Annotated in this window: 19 protein-coding genes; 16 read left to right on the top strand and 3 right to left on the bottom strand. The window is 67.7% G+C overall.

The annotated features are described in order from the left end of the window. Positions 1-1,163: 1,163 nt before the first annotated feature. Positions 1,164-1,586, bottom strand: coding sequence for a GntR family transcriptional regulator (locus tag HA073_RS31265; protein WP_166456978.1), 423 nt, complete (start codon positions 1,584-1,586; stop codon positions 1,164-1,166). A 708-nt stretch (positions 1,587-2,294) separates the two neighbouring features. On the opposite strand from HA073_RS31265, the gene HA073_RS19185 reads away from it, so the two are divergent. From HA073_RS19185 to HA073_RS19170, 4 genes are all read left to right on the top strand, one after another. Next, a complete protein-coding gene (locus HA073_RS19185; protein WP_309228043.1) occupies positions 2,295-2,474 on the top strand; it encodes a hypothetical protein in 180 nt (59 codons plus the stop codon). A gap of 10 nt (positions 2,475-2,484) precedes the next feature. Continuing rightward, the gene (locus HA073_RS19180; protein WP_240925838.1) at positions 2,485-2,808 is read left to right on the top strand and encodes a precorrin-4 C11-methyltransferase; all 324 of its coding nucleotides are present in this window, start codon (positions 2,485-2,487) and stop codon (positions 2,806-2,808) included. Between the two features lie 149 nt (positions 2,809-2,957). Beyond that, complete coding sequence (locus HA073_RS19175; RefSeq protein WP_166456976.1) at positions 2,958-3,779, top strand: GntR family transcriptional regulator; 822 nt, start codon at positions 2,958-2,960, stop codon at positions 3,777-3,779. Beyond that, entirely contained in the window at positions 3,767-4,543 is a 777-nt protein-coding gene (locus HA073_RS19170) for a glycosyltransferase (RefSeq protein WP_309228042.1), read from the top strand. The genes HA073_RS19175 and HA073_RS19170 overlap by 13 nt, the downstream gene beginning before the upstream one ends. Here the strand turns inward: HA073_RS19170 and HA073_RS19165 are convergent. Beyond that, positions 4,527-4,985 carry a hypothetical protein gene (locus tag HA073_RS19165; RefSeq protein WP_166457001.1) on the bottom strand — a complete coding sequence of 153 codons (459 nt, stop codon included), beginning with the start codon at positions 4,983-4,985 and terminating at the stop codon, positions 4,527-4,529. The genes HA073_RS19170 and HA073_RS19165 overlap by 17 nt on opposite strands. Before the next feature lie 194 nt (positions 4,986-5,179). On the opposite strand from HA073_RS19165, the gene HA073_RS19160 reads away from it, so the two are divergent. From HA073_RS19160 to HA073_RS31175, 9 genes are all read left to right on the top strand, one after another. Further along, entirely contained in the window at positions 5,180-6,649 is a 1,470-nt protein-coding gene (locus HA073_RS19160) for a P-loop ATPase, Sll1717 family (RefSeq protein WP_166456974.1), read from the top strand. A gap of 299 nt (positions 6,650-6,948) precedes the next feature. Next, on the top strand, positions 6,949-7,344 hold the full coding sequence (locus HA073_RS19155) for a transcriptional regulator (protein ID WP_166456973.1): 396 nt from the start codon (positions 6,949-6,951) through the stop codon (positions 7,342-7,344). Between the two features lie 274 nt (positions 7,345-7,618). After that, entirely contained in the window at positions 7,619-9,235 is a 1,617-nt protein-coding gene (locus HA073_RS19150) for an FtsK/SpoIIIE domain-containing protein (protein ID WP_205797920.1), read from the top strand. Beyond that, positions 9,232-9,486, top strand: a complete 255-nt coding sequence (locus HA073_RS19145) for a hypothetical protein (RefSeq protein WP_166456972.1) — start codon at positions 9,232-9,234, stop codon at positions 9,484-9,486. Before HA073_RS19150 ends, HA073_RS19145 begins: the two co-directional genes overlap by 4 nt. A gap of 5 nt (positions 9,487-9,491) precedes the next feature. Next, a complete protein-coding gene (locus HA073_RS19140; RefSeq protein ID WP_013473706.1) occupies positions 9,492-9,683 on the top strand; it encodes a hypothetical protein in 192 nt (63 codons plus the stop codon). Then, the gene (locus tag HA073_RS19135) at positions 9,680-10,240 is read left to right on the top strand and encodes a DUF2637 domain-containing protein (RefSeq protein WP_166456971.1); all 561 of its coding nucleotides are present in this window, start codon (positions 9,680-9,682) and stop codon (positions 10,238-10,240) included. The genes HA073_RS19140 and HA073_RS19135 overlap by 4 nt, the downstream gene beginning before the upstream one ends. After that, on the top strand, positions 10,237-12,003 hold the full coding sequence (locus HA073_RS19130; protein WP_166456970.1) for a replication initiator: 1,767 nt from the start codon (positions 10,237-10,239) through the stop codon (positions 12,001-12,003). The genes HA073_RS19135 and HA073_RS19130 overlap by 4 nt, the downstream gene beginning before the upstream one ends. Then, positions 12,000-12,185, top strand: a complete 186-nt coding sequence (locus HA073_RS19125) for an AlpA family transcriptional regulator (protein WP_166456969.1) — start codon at positions 12,000-12,002, stop codon at positions 12,183-12,185. Before HA073_RS19130 ends, HA073_RS19125 begins: the two co-directional genes overlap by 4 nt. Continuing rightward, positions 12,182-13,618 carry a tyrosine-type recombinase/integrase gene (locus tag HA073_RS31175; RefSeq protein WP_166456968.1) on the top strand — a complete coding sequence of 479 codons (1,437 nt, stop codon included), beginning with the start codon at positions 12,182-12,184 and terminating at the stop codon, positions 13,616-13,618. The genes HA073_RS19125 and HA073_RS31175 overlap by 4 nt, the downstream gene beginning before the upstream one ends. 643 nt (positions 13,619-14,261) lie before the next feature. On the opposite strand, the gene HA073_RS19115 is transcribed toward HA073_RS31175, so the two are convergent. Further along, entirely contained in the window at positions 14,262-14,864 is a 603-nt protein-coding gene (locus HA073_RS19115) for a hypothetical protein (RefSeq protein WP_166456967.1), read from the bottom strand. Positions 14,865-15,061: 197 nt separating this feature from the next. On the opposite strand from HA073_RS19115, the gene HA073_RS19110 reads away from it, so the two are divergent. From HA073_RS19110 to HA073_RS19105, 3 genes are all read left to right on the top strand, one after another. Continuing rightward, positions 15,062-15,220, top strand: coding sequence for a hypothetical protein (locus tag HA073_RS19110; RefSeq protein WP_166456966.1), 159 nt, complete (start codon positions 15,062-15,064; stop codon positions 15,218-15,220). 192 nt (positions 15,221-15,412) lie between these two features. Continuing rightward, entirely contained in the window at positions 15,413-15,544 is a 132-nt protein-coding gene (locus HA073_RS30930; protein ID WP_255481538.1) for a hypothetical protein, read from the top strand. Continuing rightward, positions 15,541-16,785, top strand: a complete 1,245-nt coding sequence (locus HA073_RS19105) for a site-specific DNA-methyltransferase (RefSeq protein ID WP_166456965.1) — start codon at positions 15,541-15,543, stop codon at positions 16,783-16,785. The genes HA073_RS30930 and HA073_RS19105 overlap by 4 nt, the downstream gene beginning before the upstream one ends. Positions 16,786-16,889 lie beyond the last annotated feature (104 nt).

The raw sequence follows: 16,889 nt of genomic DNA, 5'->3' as shown, positions 1-16,889 counted from the left end.
TCTGCACCGCGGGTCACTGCCGCTCTGACGCAGGGCGTAGTGGAATGGGGCGCTGCGCACGGTTGGCGGGTCCGACGAGAAGTTCCGAGCGTCGCCGGTCTGCCGGGGGCGCATCCCGACCGGCCCGATTATCTCGATGTCGTTTGCGAGCGGTTGAATGATCCGCCCCATCGCGATCGAGATTGATCGCACCGACAAGCAATGGTCGTCCCGCAAGCTGCTCTGCGAGGCCGACGCCGGGCCGTCACGGTGTGGGTTCGCTGGGGTAGCCCCTTGACCTGGGTTGTGCCGCAACCCATCGCCCTGGTCGACATCCCCACCAGTTGCCGCCGCGTCGCGGGTCGTCTCCTCTACTCCCGCATCGAAGCCGCATCGCCCGCGGCAAATGGAGCGCAGGCCACGCAGGCGACCGCCCGATGCCGGGCCACCACCCGCAAGGGCGGCCCCTGCCCCATCAACCCGCGCCCGTCGGGTCTCTGCCACGTCAATGACCCAGTCGTGCAGTGCGGTGCTCGAAAGAAGAACGGCCAACGATGCGGCAACGCCACTGGCGGTGGTCGCTGCAACGCCACAAGAACAGCCCCTTGTCCGACAGTCCAGCAACGTTGCTATAGCCGTCGGCAGCAGCTCGGATTGACTCTGCCATCACTGCCTGCCGTCGACCCGTCCTCTTGGGGAGCGGGCCGCCGCCGGGCCCGCCACCTCAAGACGGCCTTGACGCACGGTTGGACGCTGGCGGGTCGGGCGGTGGTCTGCTCGGCTTGCCCGGGTCGATGGCTGGCGAGAAGGCCTACCGCGACCACCCGCGGGCCGCAAGCCGCCCGCGTTGTCCCACCATCTCGGAGCCCGAGCGCCCCCGCCGGAGGCGCAGTAACCGCGGCCCCGCGACCGCCGCCAGCTCGCCGACGCGGCCGGCGTGCCCTCCCTCTACGCCGCGGGGCTTGTGGCCGCGCGGTCCGGCCGGCTGCTGGCCCACCCCTATCGGTCAACGGTCTGTCCTTCCGGGGCGGCCCTCCGGGCTTTTTCGCTGTCCGCGCCAGCCGACCGGGCATCCGGCGTGACGGCCGCGGAGCGCCAGCGGCTGTGGCCGGCGCGCGCCCAGGCGGCGGCGCGTGCGGCCCGTCACGGGCCGCCTTGAGGACGTATCGAAGCCTCGAACACGGTTACTGCCTCGGCCGAAGCAATTTGTAAGTTCTGACGACTGCTTCGACGGTTCCGCGTGATCGATCAATGCTTTGTTGTTCGACTAGGACCGTACCCACCTCGACGGCGAAGAGGGCTGCGAGCTCCGGGTCTGCGGCGACTTCGCGCCGTGCGGTCGTGGGCAGACGGGCTGTGGTTTCCCCGCCTGCCGATAGGCCGAGGCTTGCATAGGTGCCGCGACCGTGTTCAGTGGTGACGTAGCCATCGGCCCGCAAGGCAGCTATAGCCTGGCGGACTGTGCCGCGGGCTGCCCGGAATTCGGCGGTGAGGGTGCTCTCGGTCGGTAAGAGCGCACCCGGCGGGATTGCGCCTCTTTCGATGCGTTCCCTTAGCTCATCAGCGATGACGCGATAGCGGGGCTGTCCGTAGTGCGGGGTGGGCACCGCTTCACCGTACCTGGCACTTGTCTTGCCAAGTGCCAACCAAGTGATGCGTTTCGACGTATGGACAACACGTCCACTTGTAGGTACCTTTCCCGGTGTGTGGCCAGGGTGACGGTTCGTATCAGGGGTGGTGCCGTGCCGGCCCTGGTCGCACCTGGCGCGCGGCGTCCTGTCGGACCGGTTGCGGTAGCCGCGCGGACAAGTTGGCTCGGCGATACCCGACCCGTCTGTGTCGGACGGTGCGCCGTGCCTTCATCCGGGCCGGTGGCCGGCTGCATCTCCCCCCGTAGCTGGCCACCGGTCCCCGCCTACCTGTGGAGGTGCGATGTCCGGCTCTCATCGTCGGCGCGGTTGGTTCTCGTCTTGGTGGTCCTCAAGGCGTTCGCGGGCTGTTGTCGCTGACAGCCACGTCTCGCCGCTGCGGCCCACGCCAACCAATGCCGCGCCGACGTACTGGTGGGCTGGGGTACCGACTCGGGAGTTGCCTACGTTGCGCTACGCGCCATTGATGACGCTGGCGCAGTCCTACCGAGGCAATGGTGGGCGGTGGACTCGTTGAGGCGGACGAACAAGTCGAGCGAGACTACGGGTCACCCGGGCTGGTGCGCGCCGGATCGCTGCGGGCACTTGGTGCCGCCTGTGATGGCTCACATGGCCCGACGTCACCGAGGAACGATGTTCCGGGTCGGTGACTCCCGATCGAGCGGAGTGGTCTTCACCTACCTCATCGGCGCTGACGCCTTGGTGCCGTTGGTCGCCGTGCACGCGACGTGCCGGACGGGGAACGGCTGGGCAGAGTTGTCGCTGCCCCAGGTGGCCGAGCTGATCGAGCATCTGCGCGGTCTGTTGGAGCAGGCCGACGGCGACCGTGGAGCCGGCGATGAGTGAAGGCAGGCCCATGACCGAGAGCGCCACGCCGTCGGTCCCGTCGGTCGCATGCCCGGGATGGTGCCGAGGTTGCGGACCGAACGACCCGATGCACCGCGGCTTCATCGCCACCATCGGACGGGAGCGGACCGGCTGGGTCAGCCTTCAGCTACTCATCGACCGGTTCGCGCGTCGGGACCTGGCCGTCAAGCTCGACGCGACCCGCTACGGCGCGACGCAAACTGTGCTTCTCTCGGCGGCACAGCTCGACCGGCTGATCGACGAGCTGGCGCGCGCCCGTGACGTGATGCGAGCACCGGCCACTCAGCGCAATCGGACGGGGGAGACGCGATGAACTCCGGCAGCCGTCGGAGCATCGCCGTTCCCCGTACTTCTGGCCCTCGTCGTGGACAGCCGCCGCGAGCAGCGGTAACGGTCCCTCCGGTTCCCCAACGGCCGGCGGGCGGGACCACCTGGCAGACGTTGGAACGTCTAGGGGGTACGGTGACCGGTGTGCATGGCCGGGACTGGCGCCCTCGCTACCTGCAACTCGCGGAGGAGTTGCGGGTAAAGATCATGGCCGGAGAGATGGCCCCGGGCACCCTCATGCCGAGCGAGACCGAGCTGGCCGAGTCGTCCGGCCTCTCCCGCACCAGCGTCCGCAACGCCATCCGGCAGCTCCGGGAATGGGGCCTGGTCCGGGCCGAGCAGGGGCGCGGTACCTACGTCCGGGCGCCTCGGCAGCGGGTACGCCGTCGCAACAGCGAGCGGTACCAGTGGGAGAAGGACCGGGTCCTGCTCGACGAGGACGAGAGGCTGAAGACCGGCGCCACCGAGCACGACACCGGCCTGACCGTCGACGACCTGAAGTTCCACGCCGAGTACACCCGCGTGGAGGCCGATGCGGAGATGGCGGCGGCCTTGCAGGTCGACCCGGGCACGCCACTGCTGCGCCGGGTCTACTGGACTTCCTCCCGCCACGAGAGCGCGCCGCTGACCGTGTCGTACTCCTACCTGCCGTACGACCTGGTGGCCGCGAACCCGGACCTGCTCGACGAGAGCAAGGAACCGTGGCCCGGCGGCACGCAACACCAGCTCTACACGATTGGTATCGAGCTGGACCGGATCGATGACGAGATCCGCGCTCGTCCGCCCTCGCCGGACGAGGCCGAACTTCTGGACATCGACCCGGGCGTCTCTGTCCTAACCGTCCGGAAGACCTCCGTCGACACCACGGGCCGCGTCGTCGAGGTCGCCGACATCGTGATGCCGGGTGACCGCACCGAGCTTGTCTACTCCCACAAACTCCAGCGGTGGAAAACTTGACGCAGCTCGTCTCGGTCATCACTCCGGTCCACGCGCCCAGCATCAAATACCTGGCTGGCGCTTTCGAGTCGTTGGCCAAGCAGGAGCTACCTGACGGGTGGGACTGGCAATGGCTGGTCCAGGAGGACGGGCAGGCCGGCGTCCTGGTCGACGTGCTGCCGGACGATCCCCGGATCAGTCCTGGCACCGGCCGTCCCGGTGGGCCTGGCGTCGCCCGTACCCTCGCCCTTTCCCGGGTCTCCGGTGACCTCATCAAGGTCCTGGACGCTGACGACCAGTTGACACCCGGCGCGCTCGCCCGAGACATCGCTGCGTTCGACGCGCACCCGCACATCGGCTGGACCACCTCGCGGGTACTCGACCTGCTGCCCGACGGATCGACCGCCGGATGGGACAAGGATCCAGCCGGCGGAGTCATCGACCGCGGTGCGGTCCTGTCGTTCTGGCAAGCCAACGACTACCGGGCATCGGTCCACCCGGCGACGCTGTGCCTGCGGCGGGACATCGTCTTCGCCCTGGGCGGTTGGATGGCCCTCCCCGCCTCCGAGGACACGGGCCTGCTGCTCGCCGCCAACGCCGTCAGCGCCGGCTACTTCACCCGGGAGTACGGGCTGCTCTACCGCAAGTGGCCCGGCCAGGTCACCAGCCAGGCCGCGCACCGGGAACCTGCTGAGTACCAGGCCCGAATGAGGATCATCGAGGCCAGAGCCAACGCCCTGGCCTCGATGCTGCCGAATGGTCTACCGCTCACTCCTCTGGCGTAGCCTCATGCCCCGGCATGCCGTGGGTACGCCGCCGCTCCTTCATCTCCGCCTCGTAGATGTGCCGCCGGCCGCCGGCCAGCTTCTCCCGCGCGTCCCGCTCGATCTCCTGGAACGCCGCGTAGTAGCCGTCGTCGAACTCCTCCATGATCTGGAAGGTCCAACGGCCGGGTAGCAGGTTGCGCCCCAACAGCTCGTGCTCGACCCGGTCGGCCGTTTCGTCGTGCCCGGCCTCGCGGAGCAGCTTGACCACCCGATCGAGGGTGAGATCCGCGCCGCCAACGAGCTGGTGCACCGAGTACAGGTGACCTCGTACCCGGTGAATCGTCTCAAGCGCTTTGCTCAGTTCTCCGAGAGCTTCGACGGTATTATCGTCGATTCCGTCCGGACGGCTGTGGGCACGATCCACCGCCACCCCCGGGTGTCTCCTACTTTCATGGTCCATGCCCATGCCAGTAACCCCACTGTGTTCGTTCTTGCGGGCAGTTTGACGCATATGTACCCTTGGTTGCTTGTGTAAAACTTGGCGTAAATATCCGATATAGCGGATTGGCGTAGACGCGCCGTTTGTTGGCAGGGCAGTGAAGCTAAATCAGTTGGCTAGCCTTGAATCTTCTGCTGAACCGACAGGAGTCTCGGATGCTCGACATCACCAGGCTGTATTTTGGCCGGGCTTCCGCCGAGAGGGATGTGCTGCATGACCCCGATCGGTTCGTAAATACCTATCTCGATCGCTGGAACCTTCCAGGGCGCGTGTTGGATCACGAGACCTTCTTGATCCTTGGACCGAAAGGATCCGGAAAAAGCGCTGCCGCTCAGTATGTGGCGCTGAAGTGGAAGAGGGAAGTCGGCGAGCATGCGGTATTTACAAATTTTGTAGACTTTGACGAGCTGAACCGTTCGCAAAGTCCTTTGTACTCGCTTGAGAAAAAGCTGGTTTCCGGCGAGGTCACGGCCCTTACTGATGCCGCATGGAAGCTATTCATTGGCGTGCGCATGCTCGAATCTTTGATTCAAGACGGGGCGTGTAATCTTAGTCGAGACCCACGGGCTCTCAAACTGTTGGCGGATTTGAAGAGCGCGGGCCTGGCTGATGATGATTATCCGAAGGTGCTGCGTAGGATCAGAGAGCGCAAGTCGACGATCAGTATTCCAAAGATCGCTTCGACTGAATGGAAGTCTGCGGACACGGACTCAGTGAGCCTTCCTCAGTTGGGCGACGCTGTGATCCGGTTGGCCGCTGCATCGGTCACGAGTAACAGGCACCTTCTGTCAATCGATGGTCTCGATAAAGCAATCGGAGACAACGAGTCGTACTGGCGAACGCTTGCAGCACTCGTGCGAGCTTCCGACTGGATCTCTCAGCGCCTGCTTCGCGCTGGGAATAGAAGTGTCTTTCTGCTAATTATGTGCAGAAATGACGTTTTTCGGCGGATTAACTTCGCTGACTCGGCCAAGATTGCCGCTGATGGTGGTATCAACATTGACTGGGGTGCTGAGGCCAGGGACCCCAGGGATGTCATGCTGTGGGATTACGTTGCGCGCAAGGCTCAGGTCGAGGTGGATGACCTGCTGAGTTTGTTGCCCGACTTTGTCGAGCTGGGACCGTCGGCGCGACCTAAGTCCACCTTGCGCTACTTGCTAGATTTCACCAGGTATACGCCCCGGGATATGAATCTGCTGTTCGGGGCACTCAAGGAGAAGGCATCTCCTGGTAGATCTTTGTCGAGTTCGCAGGTTCGTTCGGCTGCGGACAGCTTCTCCTCGTCTCATCTCTTGTCGGAGATTCTCTCGGAGGCGACGGGCTTGCTCGATCAGCAGGTAATCAACCGGCTTCCACAAGTATTGCAGGCCATGCCTGGGAGGGAATTCACGCGGGAGGCGCTCAAGAGCGCCATCGAAACCGCAGGCATACAAGACTCGGTTACACTTGACGATCTTGCTGAGTATCTCTTTTTGCAGGGCGCTATCGGCAACTTCAGGCCGAACGCCGGATACGTTCAGTTCTACCATCGCCGGAATACTTACGATTACAACCGGTCTGGGCCCTGGTGGATCCACAACGGCCTGATGATTGCGCTGAATATTCCGTTTTCTTCGCAACCCTGATAGGCGCGCGGGTCTGGCTGTAGTTGCTGGCCCGCATTAGCACCTCTGGCTGCATGCCGGGCTACGCCTGCTTGTGCTGTTCCTTCGCTCCGTCTTAATCGCCTTGCGGCTGCTGCGCTTTTTGCGCTGCGCTCCGGTGTGTCCTGACCAGCACACGGTGTCGCGATGGTCGAGTGATTGGAGCCAATTGCCGGTTTCAGGTCCGGCACGGTCGCCGCCACTTGTTGACTTGTCTGCCAAGTGCCGTCTACCTTGGAGTCTCGACTTGGCAGACATGCCAACAACCTGGAGGTTGAGCGATGGCTCTGCGTGGCGGTACGAGGTTCGCCGTGCGTTGTGAGGACGTGTTCCCGGCGGGATGCGCCCTGGTCCCCGAGTCCCTGGGTGAGGTCGAGGACTACGACGAGAAGACCGGCCGGCGTAGCCCGGCAAAGGACAAGCTGACCGGCCAGCGGGTGTGGCAGGTCCGCGTGATGGACCTGGACCCGGAGCTCGGCAAGCGCTCGCGGGAGACGACGGTGAAGATCTCCGCCGACTACCAGCCGGTCCCGCCGACCGGGGCGCCGTTCGAGGCGGTGGAGTTCGAGGGCATGACGGTCACGCCGTACGTGTCGAACAACGGCCGGATGGCGTACTCGCTGCGGGCGACCGGGATGCGCGCTCCGGCGGGCGTGGCCAAGAAGGCGGCGGCGTAGCCGCATCAGGTGGGGGCGGGGCTGTCAGGTCTTGGCGGACGGCAGCCCCGCCCTCTGTCTCTTCCCCCTGCTCTGTCGAGAGAGGTAGTGACGTGTCCAAGCGTAGGCGTTCGCCTGCCCCGGTTCAGCCTCGGTGCGGCGTGTGTCAGTCCCGGTTCGACCCGGCCAGCGGTGCGGCTGACTGCTGCCCACTCTGCGTCGGGCAGCTCGTTCTTCCGTTCCCTCCGGTCCGGGACTCGTCGGGTCGGTTCGTGTCGCTGCGGGACGCGCGATGATGCGCCGGCCGCGTGGCGAGGTGGTGCTGACGACCGCCGGGGATCTGCTGGTGGTCCGGCCGAAGCGGTTCGTTCTGCCGATGTGGGCGGTCGTGCTCGGCCTGGTGCTGCGCTGGCTCGCCCGGGGCTGCTGGTGGTGCCTGCGCCACCCGGTCACCGTCGGCCTGGTCGTGCTCTCCGTCGTCCTCTACGTCGACTACGGCTGGGCGGGCCTGGTCGTGCCGCTGGTCCTGGCGTCGGCGGTGTCGGCCCTGTGGCGGTGGCGCGATGAGGCGTCCTGGTGGCGGTGGTGCGCCGCGCCGCTGCTCGGCCGGTTTCGTCAGGTCTTCGTCTACCGGCGGGCGTGGCGCGAGGCCATGACTCTGTGCGGCCTGGCCGAGACGTACGACCGTCGCGCCGTCCTGCCCGAGCTGCTGCGCGTGCGTTCAGATCAGGCCCTCGACGTGCTGACCATCCGCATGGTCCGCGGGCAGACCCCGGCCGACTTCCAGAAGGTCACAGCGAACCTCGCGTACGCCTTCGGCCGGCGGCACGCCCGGGTCTACTCCGAGCGGCCCGACGACCTGCCCACCCGTACCGGCTATTGGGCGTTGCTGCTGGGCTGGGTGGACCGAATGCGGTTCCGGGACCGGCCGACCGTGGTCTACCTGGTCCTCGTCCGCACCGATGCCCTGCGGCCGGTCGTGGCACCGTTTGACGCCCCGGCCGTACCGGACCTCACCGCTCTGCCGCTGGCGCGACGGGAAGACCTGGGCACCTGGTCCCTGCACCTGCTCGCCACACATGTCCTCATCGGCGGGGCCACCCGGTCCGGCAAGGGCTCGGTGCTCTGGTCGCTGGTCCGCGCGCTGGCCGGCGGCATCACCTCCGGCCTGGTCCGGCTCTGGGTGATCGACCCCAAGGGCGGGATGGAGTTCGCAATGGGTCGGCCGCTGTTCGCCCGGTTCGCCTGCAAGTCCTTCGAGGCCATGGCCGATCTCCTCGACGAGGCCGTGGCGGTGATGCGAGAGAGGCAAACCCGGCTCGCCGGCAGGGTCCGGGTGCACACCCCGACCGAGGCTGACCCCCTGGTCGTGGTCGTCATCGACGAGATGGCGGCGCTCACCGCGTACCTGCAAGACGCCGAGCTGCGCAAGCGCATCGCCGGCTCGCTCGGGCTGCTGCTGTCGCAGGGTGCCGGTGTCGGCGTCTTGGTGGTGGCCGCGTTGCAGGACCCCCGCAAGGAGGTGCTGCCGTTCCGGGACCTGTTCCCGACCCGCATCGCGCTCGGCCTCACCGAGGCGGCTCAGGTCGACCTCGTGTTGGGCGACGGTGCCCGCAACCGGGGCGCCCTGGCCGACCAGATGCCCCGCTGGGCCAAGGGGGTCGGGTACGTGATCCTCGACGGCACCCCGGAACCGATGCGGGTCCGCTTCTCGTACGTCACCGACGACCACATCCGCGACCTCGCCCGCGAGTACCCGGCTCCGGCCGACGCTGCGGACATCCTCGCCCAGGTCGGCCGCGAGTCGACACCGGAACCGGTCCGGCCGGCCCTGCCTCGGCAGCGTCGCGGGCCGCTGCTGCCGGACGCGCTGCGCAACATCCTCGACGCCGACGGGGGTGAGTCGCGGTGACCGCCCCGACCTTCTACCGGCTCCGCGCACCGAACTCGGACGGCGCGAGCAGCACGGCGGTATCCGTCCGCGTCGACCCCGATCGGCCCGACCCGTACCCGGTCTATCTCGCCGTCGGCGGTGGCCGGCGCCGCATGCACCTGACCCCCGACGAGGCGTGGGCGCTGTGGCGCTGCCTCTCCGAAGCGGTCGCCTCCCTCGGCGACCCGCCCGACCACATCCGTACTCGCGTCACCCCGGACCGGAGGTAACCCCGATGTCCCTCAAGCGCTTCTTCCTCGGCACCCACCGCATCAAGCCGCTGAACATCGACCTGGATGGCTCCCCGGACCGGCTCGCCGCCGCCCTGCACGGCCTGGCGCACATGGTCCGCCGCCGGGACGACCTCGACGGGCAGCGCATCCGCATCACCGTCACCATCCGCATTCCGGAGGGCGACTTCGAATGATCCGCCACCGAGCCGAGTCCGGCATCCGGGTGCTGATCCTGCTCGCCATCGGGATCATGGCCGGTGCCGCCGCCTTCACCCACGTCCACGACCTGACCGTGGCCCATGGGCAGCCCGACTGGATCGGCTGGGCCAACGCGGTAGCGGTCGAGCTGATGGCGATCTACCTCGGCCTGGAGATCCGCGCCCGCCGTCGTGCCGGTCGCCCGGTCGGCCTGGTCGGCGTGCTCCTGGTCGCGTTCGCCCTGCTCTCCCTTGCCGCCCAGGTCGCGGAAGCCGAACCGTCCGTGTGGGGCTGGATCGTGGCCGCCGTGCCGTCGCTCGCGTTCCTCGCCCTGGTCAAGGTCGTCCTGTCCAGCGCACCCGCCCCGGCACCCGAGCCTGACCAACCGCTGGTCGACTGGACCTACGAGGTTCCCGAACAGGTCGCCACCGAGCCCGAGCCCCAGCAGCCGACCGTGCCTGCCCCGGCGGTCCGTCCGGCGCCGGCCACGGTGCTGCCTCCGCTCGGCGTCGTCCAGCCCAACCGACCCCAGGTCGTCGGGATCATCCGATGACCGCTCCCACCCTGCCCGGCCTCGCTCCAGCCGCCCCGACCCCGGTTGCTCCTCGCCCGGGGTCGCGGGCGGCCCGCATGGCGTTGCCCCGCTCGGTCGACGTGCTCAAGGAGATCGCCGCCGAGTACGGCGTCTGCGTGCGCCCCCTCGCCATGCGCCGCACCGACCTCGACACCGGCCTGACCGAGGTCATCGACCTGCCCTGCGGCGCGACCCGCGAGGACAAGTGCGCGCCCTGCGCCAAGAAGAACCGCCGGCTACGGCAGGCCCAGATCCGCGAGGGCTGGCACCGCGACGACGAACCCCTGCCCGGCCCGGAACCGGCGACCGAGGCGCAGAAGTCCCTGATCCTGTTCCGCGCACACCTGGAGTTCTCCCGCGACGAGGCCGTACGCGCCGCCCAGTGGGACCAAATGACCGACCTCGACGAGGCGATCCGCGAGGTAGAGGAAGCCATCGCCGCCGAAGGTCTGCGCGGGCGCGTCGGCCCGCCCCACGCCACCGGCGACGAGGACGCCGACGACGAGCCCGGCCGCCGGCGCAAGCGCTCCACCAAGCGACGTCAGGACGCACCCGAGCTACCTCGGCGCAAGGTCGAACGGCGCACCGTCGGCAAGACCTACACCGCTCCGGACGGCGCCACGTTCCGGCCGTCGATGTGGCTGACGCTCACTCTCGACTCGTACGGCCCGGTCCGCCCCGACGGCACCCCGCTCAACCCCGACCGGTACGACTACCGCCGCGCCGCCTGGGACGCCGTGCACTTCCCGCGTCTGCTCGACCGGTTCTGGCAGAACCTGCGCCGCTGCGAGGGCTGGAACGTCCAGTACGCCGGCTGCGTCGAGCCGCAACGCAGGCTCGCCCCACACGCCCACTTCGCCATCCGGGGCACCATCCCCCGGGACGTCCTCCGCACCGTGGCGGCGGCCACCTACCACCAGGTGTGGTGGCCGGCGGTCGACGTCCAGCGCTACACCCTCGACCAGCTCCCCGTCTGGGACGAGCAGGCGGCGGCATGGGTCGACCCGGACACCCGGGAGCCGCTGACCACCTGGACGGAAGCCCTCGACGCCATCGATGACGACCCGGACGCCCAGCCTGTGCACGTCGTCCGCTTCGGCGTCCAGGTCGACGCCCGCGGCGTCATGCCCGGCACCGAGGACGCCGAACGGACCATCCGGTACGTCACGAAATACATCACCAAGCACACCGGCGACGTCCACAAGGCGACCACCGACCGGCAACGCAAGCACCTCGACCGGCTCTGGCAGCAACTCCAGCTCACCCCCTGCACCGAGCGATGCGCCAACTGGCTGCTCTACGGCGTCCAGCCCAAGAAGGCACACGCCAAGCTCAAGCCCGGCCGCTGCAAGGGCAAGGTCCACCAACGCGACACCCTCGGCATCGGCGGCCGGCGCATCCTCATCTCCCGCGACTGGTCCGGCAAGACCCTCGCCGACCACAAGCACGACGTACGCGCCTGGGTCCGGGCACTGCTCGGCGCCACCACCGACAGCGCCACCGCCGGGCAGCTCGTCGACGACCAGGGCGCCACCGCCGAACGGATCCGGCACGCCTGGGAACTCGCCCGACCCGACGACCCCGACGTGGGACCGCTGGCCCACCGGCTCATGCGCTCCATCAGCGAACGCGCCCGCTGGCGGTCCGAACTGCTCGCCGCCAAGGACCGGGCCGCGCAGGGGCCCACAGATCTTTCGGCAACTCAGCACAGCGCACAGCACGACGGGGAGGGGACGCAGTGAACGAGGAGTTGTTGACCGTGCCGGAAGTGCTCGCCGAGCTGCGCGTACCGCGCTCGACCTGGTTCTACTGGCGGCAGACCGGCAAGGGGCCACGGGTGATCAAGCTTCCCAACGGGCAGCTTCGGGTCCGCCGGTCGGCGCTCGGTCGGTGGCTCGTTGACCTGGAGCAGGACGCCGCGTGAAGAGCTATGAGGTCCAGATCTGGGAGATCGGCAAGCGCGCCGACCGGAAGGCTCGGCCCTGGCGGGTCCGCTGGGCGGTGAGCGGCCACCGCTTCGAGGACATGTTCCGTACCAAGGCCCTGGCGCACTCGTTCCGCGCCGAGCTGGTCCAGGCGGCCAACGCGGGAGAGCCCTTCGACCCGGCCACCGGCCGCCCGGTCTCCGAGGCCAGAACCAAGAACCCCACCACCTGGTACGCCCACAGCCGCGCGTACGTCGAGATGAAGTGGCCCCGGGCGGCGGCCAAGACCCGGCGGTCGATCGTTGAGGCGCTGACCTCGATCACGGTGACCCTGACCCGCCCGGTAAAGCGGGGTCGACCGGCTGACGCGCTGCTCCGTGAGGCGCTGTACCTCTACGGGCTCAACCCGCGTCGCTGGTCCGACGAGATCCCCGCCGAGCACGCGGCGGCGTTGGCCTGGCTGGAAACCGCGTCCCTGCCGGTGGTCGAGCTGGACCCACCCGCGATGGTCCGCCGGGTCCTCGACAGCCTCTGCGTCCGTCTTGACGGCAAGCCCGCGGCTGCCTCCACCGTCCAGCGGAAGCGGGCCACCTTCTACAACGTGCTCGGGTACGCCGTCGAGCTGGAGCTGATCGACTCCAACCCGGTCGACAAGGTCCAGTGGACCGCTCCCGAGGTGGCGCAGTCCATCGACCGGCGGGTGGTGGCGAACCCGGCCCAGGTCGCCACGCTGCTGGAAGCGGTGAGATCTCTCGGCAAACGGGCCGACAAGGTCACGGCGTTCTTCGGCTGCCTCTACTACGCGGGCATGCGGCCCTCGGAGGCGGCGGACCTACGTCGGGAGGACTGCGACCTGTCGGGCCGGTGCGCCGAGTGCGGCGCGGACTTCGACGACCTGGCGGTGGTCAAGTCTTCCCGGTCCTGCGACCACGAGAAGATCGAATATCGCTGGGGCCGCCTGGTGCTCGCCGGCACCTCGCCGCGCGCCGGGTCGCACTGGACCGATGACGGCGGCTCCCACGAGCGGCGTGGACTCAAGCACCGGGGGAGGGCTGAGACTCGTACGGTGCCGATCCCGCCCCGGCTCGTCGAGTTGCTGTGCGCGCACGTCGAGAATCACGGGGTCGGTCCGGACGGTCGGTTCTTCCGGGGTCTGCACGGTGGGCCGCTGTCCGAGTCGGTCTACGACCGGTGGTGGAAGCTCGCCCGCGAGAAGGCGCTGACCGAATCACAGGTAGCCTCGCCGCTCGTCCGCCGGCCCTACGACCTGCGCCACGCAGCAGCCTCGCTTTGGCTGAACGCTGGTGTTCCGCCGACCGAGGTCGCCCGGCGCCTGGGCCACGGCGTCGCCGTCCTGCTCCGCGTCTACGCGAACTGCATCGACGGTGGCGACGACACCATGAACGACAAGATCGGCGACGCCCTGAAATGACGCCTCTACTGGACCTCCTGTGGGAGAGTCGAACCGTGCGAAGGTTCCGGCCACTGATCGCCCTTGGGATGTCGATGCTCCTTGCCACCGGCGCGTCCGTGGCAATGGCTGTTTCAGCCCCCGGCGCTGCTCCCGGAACGTCGCAACTCCTGATGGTCGGCCTGGCGGGCGTCCTCGGCGCGCTGAGCGGATTGGCTGGGGACTGGGGCCTACCCAGCCGGCAACCCCTCGAAGTGGCTTGTCCGGCCGGAAGCCCTTCAAAAAAAACTCCTTGAGGTTGACGATTTACCGCTTGATGGGTAGCCCCTCGGTTGACTGGTAGCCCTCACTCACCCCGAGTGGGGCGTGGGCACATGGTGGGCGGTTCCGATCGACAAGCCGGGAGGGTGCGGCAAAGTTCCAGTTCAGCGAGTTGACGTAGCCAAGATCGCGGATGCCCTGTAAATCCGTCGCGAAAGCTACAGAGGTTCGAATCCTCTACCCGCCACCAGGTGCAGATGCGGCCCCTGACCAGCAGAGATGCTGATCGGGGGCCGTTCTCGTTCGTCTGGCCGAGTCCGGCTGAGTCCAGCCGTCTGCGACTGATTGCGGGCGGGCCACGGAAAGGACGTCCACGACAAGATCGGGGATGATCCGTGGTGGCTCAACCCTGGTCCCTGCCGGCGCCGCTGTCGCCGACCAGTCGTCGAGCTTCGGCGATGACCTCCGCGTCGAGATCCTCGGGCTTGGTGCTGACCAGCATGTGTACCTCGTTGGCGGCCTCGACGTACTCGTAGGCGCTCTCCAGGTTGATCAGTTCGCCTGCCAGGGGAGTCCCGGCGTAGGTGATGAACTGTGAGACCCAGGACGTGAGTTCGCGAGGCGCGATCTTCCTGGCGAGCAGTCGTCGCGCCATGATGCGGAGGACTTCCTCTTCGGCCTTCCGGCTCTCTTCCCCGTAGTAGGTCAGGGAGAGTTCCGCGAACGCATCAGCCAGCCAGCGGCGCAGATCGTCGTCCTCGCTGCCCTTCACGGGGGAGACGCCGGCCAGGATCCGGAGGGTCGGACTGTCGACGCCTGCCACCAGGCAGTCGCAGGCGGCCATGACCACGTCAACCGAGGTGGCGGAGCCGATGCTCCAGAAGGCGACGGTGTCGTGAAGGTTGGCAAGAGCCTCTTCCCTGGTCATCGACACATGATCGGTCGGCAAGCTGGTGGTGTCGCGGAAGTTATTGGGCGCCGGGAACGGTGGCAGGGGTGGATCCATGGGCGTTGGGCAAATGGTGGGCCGTGGACCGGCAAGCCCTGGCTGGTCGGCAGGAAAGCAGCAGCTGCCTCGGCCCATCCCGCCGCTGAAGTGCGCTCGTGACGAGCAGAGCGCCGGATCTGCGCCAAATGGGACTGAACTGCTTGATTGGTGTGGGTGCGAGGGGGTGTCTGAGCTTTGCCGTAAGCTGCCGTCCCATGGCGTCGAGCACTGAGGAGCGGGACCGGCTCTACCGCGAGATCCTGCTCGCGCCGCTCCGCACGTCGGCGGATTGCCTTCCCGAGATGGGAGGGGCCGACGAGGTCGACCTTGCCGGCTTCACCGCGCTGTACGGCGCTGACCCGCTCTTTCACTGAATGGGCGTCGCCTCGCCCCTGATGTTCGCCGCGCAGAGCCGCGGGCGGCATGACGTCGATCCACAGGCAGTTCGGCGTCGGCTGCGAGCGCATCTTCCGCCAGGTCCTCAAGGCGGAGTTCGGACTGTCCGAGAACCAGGTCACATGGTCTGCTCGCGATACCTGACCGGCAACTGGAGTGTCTTCCCAGCCGTGGGCGGGCATGACCCCCTGTCCAGTACTTTCGGCTTCCTGCGGGACGTTGGCGGCTACCTCCGGCGGGACACCACCGACCTGCGCGCCAGCGTGGAGCACGTCCTGCGGCGACTCCTGGAGGCGGCATGACGGAGCTCGTCGAGCGCGCGGCGCACAGCCGCAACGAGCACATGACGTTCCGCGCCAACATGGGTGTGGGTAGGCACGGCTGGTTGCGCCTCACGCCCGCCTACGGCGTACGCCTCGTCCGCGATCGCATGTCGCACATGCCGGCCGGCAGCATCGTCACCGACCCCTTCTCGGGCACGGGCACGACGCCGCTCGCGGCTGCCGAGCTCGGTCACCGGGGGCAGTCGGTGGACATCAACCCCTTCCTGGTCTGGCTCGGCACGGTCAAGACGACGAACTACCCGGAGGACACGCTCCTCGCGCTCGCTGACGCCGTGACGAGTGTGCTCGACGGGGCGCGGGCGCACGACGAGGACGCCGATCTCTGGCAGCCGAGCCTGTTCAGGATCGAGAAGTGGTGGTCGCCGGGCGCGCTCCACGCCCTCAAGGCGCTTCGGAACGAGATCGACCGTTTCGACGGGCAGATCCGCGACCTGCTGGAGATCGGTCTCTGCCGGTCGCTGATCTCCTGCTCCAACGCGGCGTTCAACCATCAGTCGATGTCCTTCAAGGAAGCGCCGGCCGAGCAGGCGCTCTTCGTGGTCGACGACCTCGACAAGGCGCTCGACACGTACGCCACGGAAATGGCGACGATCATCGAGTCCGCCCGTTTCGACCTCGCCGGCACGGCGGTTGTCCGGCAGGGGGATTCGCGGACGGGTCTGGACGGCCTGGAGCCTGCGGACTTCGTACTGACCTCACCGCCGTACGTGAATCGGATGAGCTACATCCGCGAGCTTCGCCCGTACATGTACTGGCTCCGCTACCTGGACGTGGCCGGCGACGCCGGCGAGCTCGACTGGCGCGCCATCGGTGGCACGTGGGGCACCGCCACGAGCAAGCTGAACACGTGGAAGCCGGACGTCGGGACGCCTGTCGACGGGGCGATGAAGGTGGTCTGCGAGAAGATCGCGGCCGACGGCGGCAAGAACGGTCCGCTGCTTGCCAGCTACGTTCACAAGTACCACCACGACATGTGGCTGCACTTCCAGAGCGTGACGAAGCACCTGAAGCCGGGCGGCAGCGTCTCCTACATCGTCGGCAACTCCACCTTCTACAAGCACGAGGTGCCCGCGCACACCTGGTATGCCGTGATGCTGCGCGAACTCGGCTATTCGTACGTCAAGGTGGAGACCATCCGCAAGCGGAACTCCAACAAGGCGCTGTTCGAGTACGACGTCACCGGCACGAAGCCCGCGTGAACGGGCAGAGGCGGTAGCCGACCGTCAGGGTGCTGCCACCGGCTGTTGCCTGCCTCGTCGGCGGTGAAGCAGTCAGGCTGGCGGGTGTCGCACCTGGCGACGCC

Origin of the sequence: Micromonospora sp. CMU55-4 (genome assembly GCF_011602315.1) — a bacterium.
GTDB classification, from domain to species: domain Bacteria; phylum Actinomycetota; class Actinomycetes; order Mycobacteriales; family Micromonosporaceae; genus Micromonospora; species Micromonospora chalcea.
The sequence above is the reverse complement of the archived record's forward strand: the minus strand, read 5'-3'. Positions and strand labels throughout refer to the sequence as shown.

Coding starts and splice junctions, on each gene's coding strand:
- HA073_RS19180 (WP_240925838.1), top strand. CDS start 2,485: ATGACCGAGAGCGCCACGCCGTCGGTCCCGTCGGTCGCATGCCCGGGA.
- HA073_RS19165 (WP_166457001.1), bottom strand. CDS start 4,985: ATGGACCATGAAAGTAGGAGACACCCGGGGGTGGCGGTGGATCGTGCC.
- HA073_RS19160 (WP_166456974.1), top strand. CDS start 5,180: ATGCTCGACATCACCAGGCTGTATTTTGGCCGGGCTTCCGCCGAGAGG.
- HA073_RS19155 (WP_166456973.1), top strand. CDS start 6,949: ATGGCTCTGCGTGGCGGTACGAGGTTCGCCGTGCGTTGTGAGGACGTG.
- HA073_RS19150 (WP_205797920.1), top strand. CDS start 7,619: ATGCGCCGGCCGCGTGGCGAGGTGGTGCTGACGACCGCCGGGGATCTG.
- HA073_RS19140 (WP_013473706.1), top strand. CDS start 9,492: ATGTCCCTCAAGCGCTTCTTCCTCGGCACCCACCGCATCAAGCCGCTG.
- HA073_RS19135 (WP_166456971.1), top strand. CDS start 9,680: ATGATCCGCCACCGAGCCGAGTCCGGCATCCGGGTGCTGATCCTGCTC.
- HA073_RS19130 (WP_166456970.1), top strand. CDS start 10,237: ATGACCGCTCCCACCCTGCCCGGCCTCGCTCCAGCCGCCCCGACCCCG.
- HA073_RS19115 (WP_166456967.1), bottom strand. CDS start 14,864: ATGGATCCACCCCTGCCACCGTTCCCGGCGCCCAATAACTTCCGCGAC.
- HA073_RS19110 (WP_166456966.1), top strand. CDS start 15,062: ATGGCGTCGAGCACTGAGGAGCGGGACCGGCTCTACCGCGAGATCCTG.
- HA073_RS19105 (WP_166456965.1), top strand. CDS start 15,541: ATGACGGAGCTCGTCGAGCGCGCGGCGCACAGCCGCAACGAGCACATG.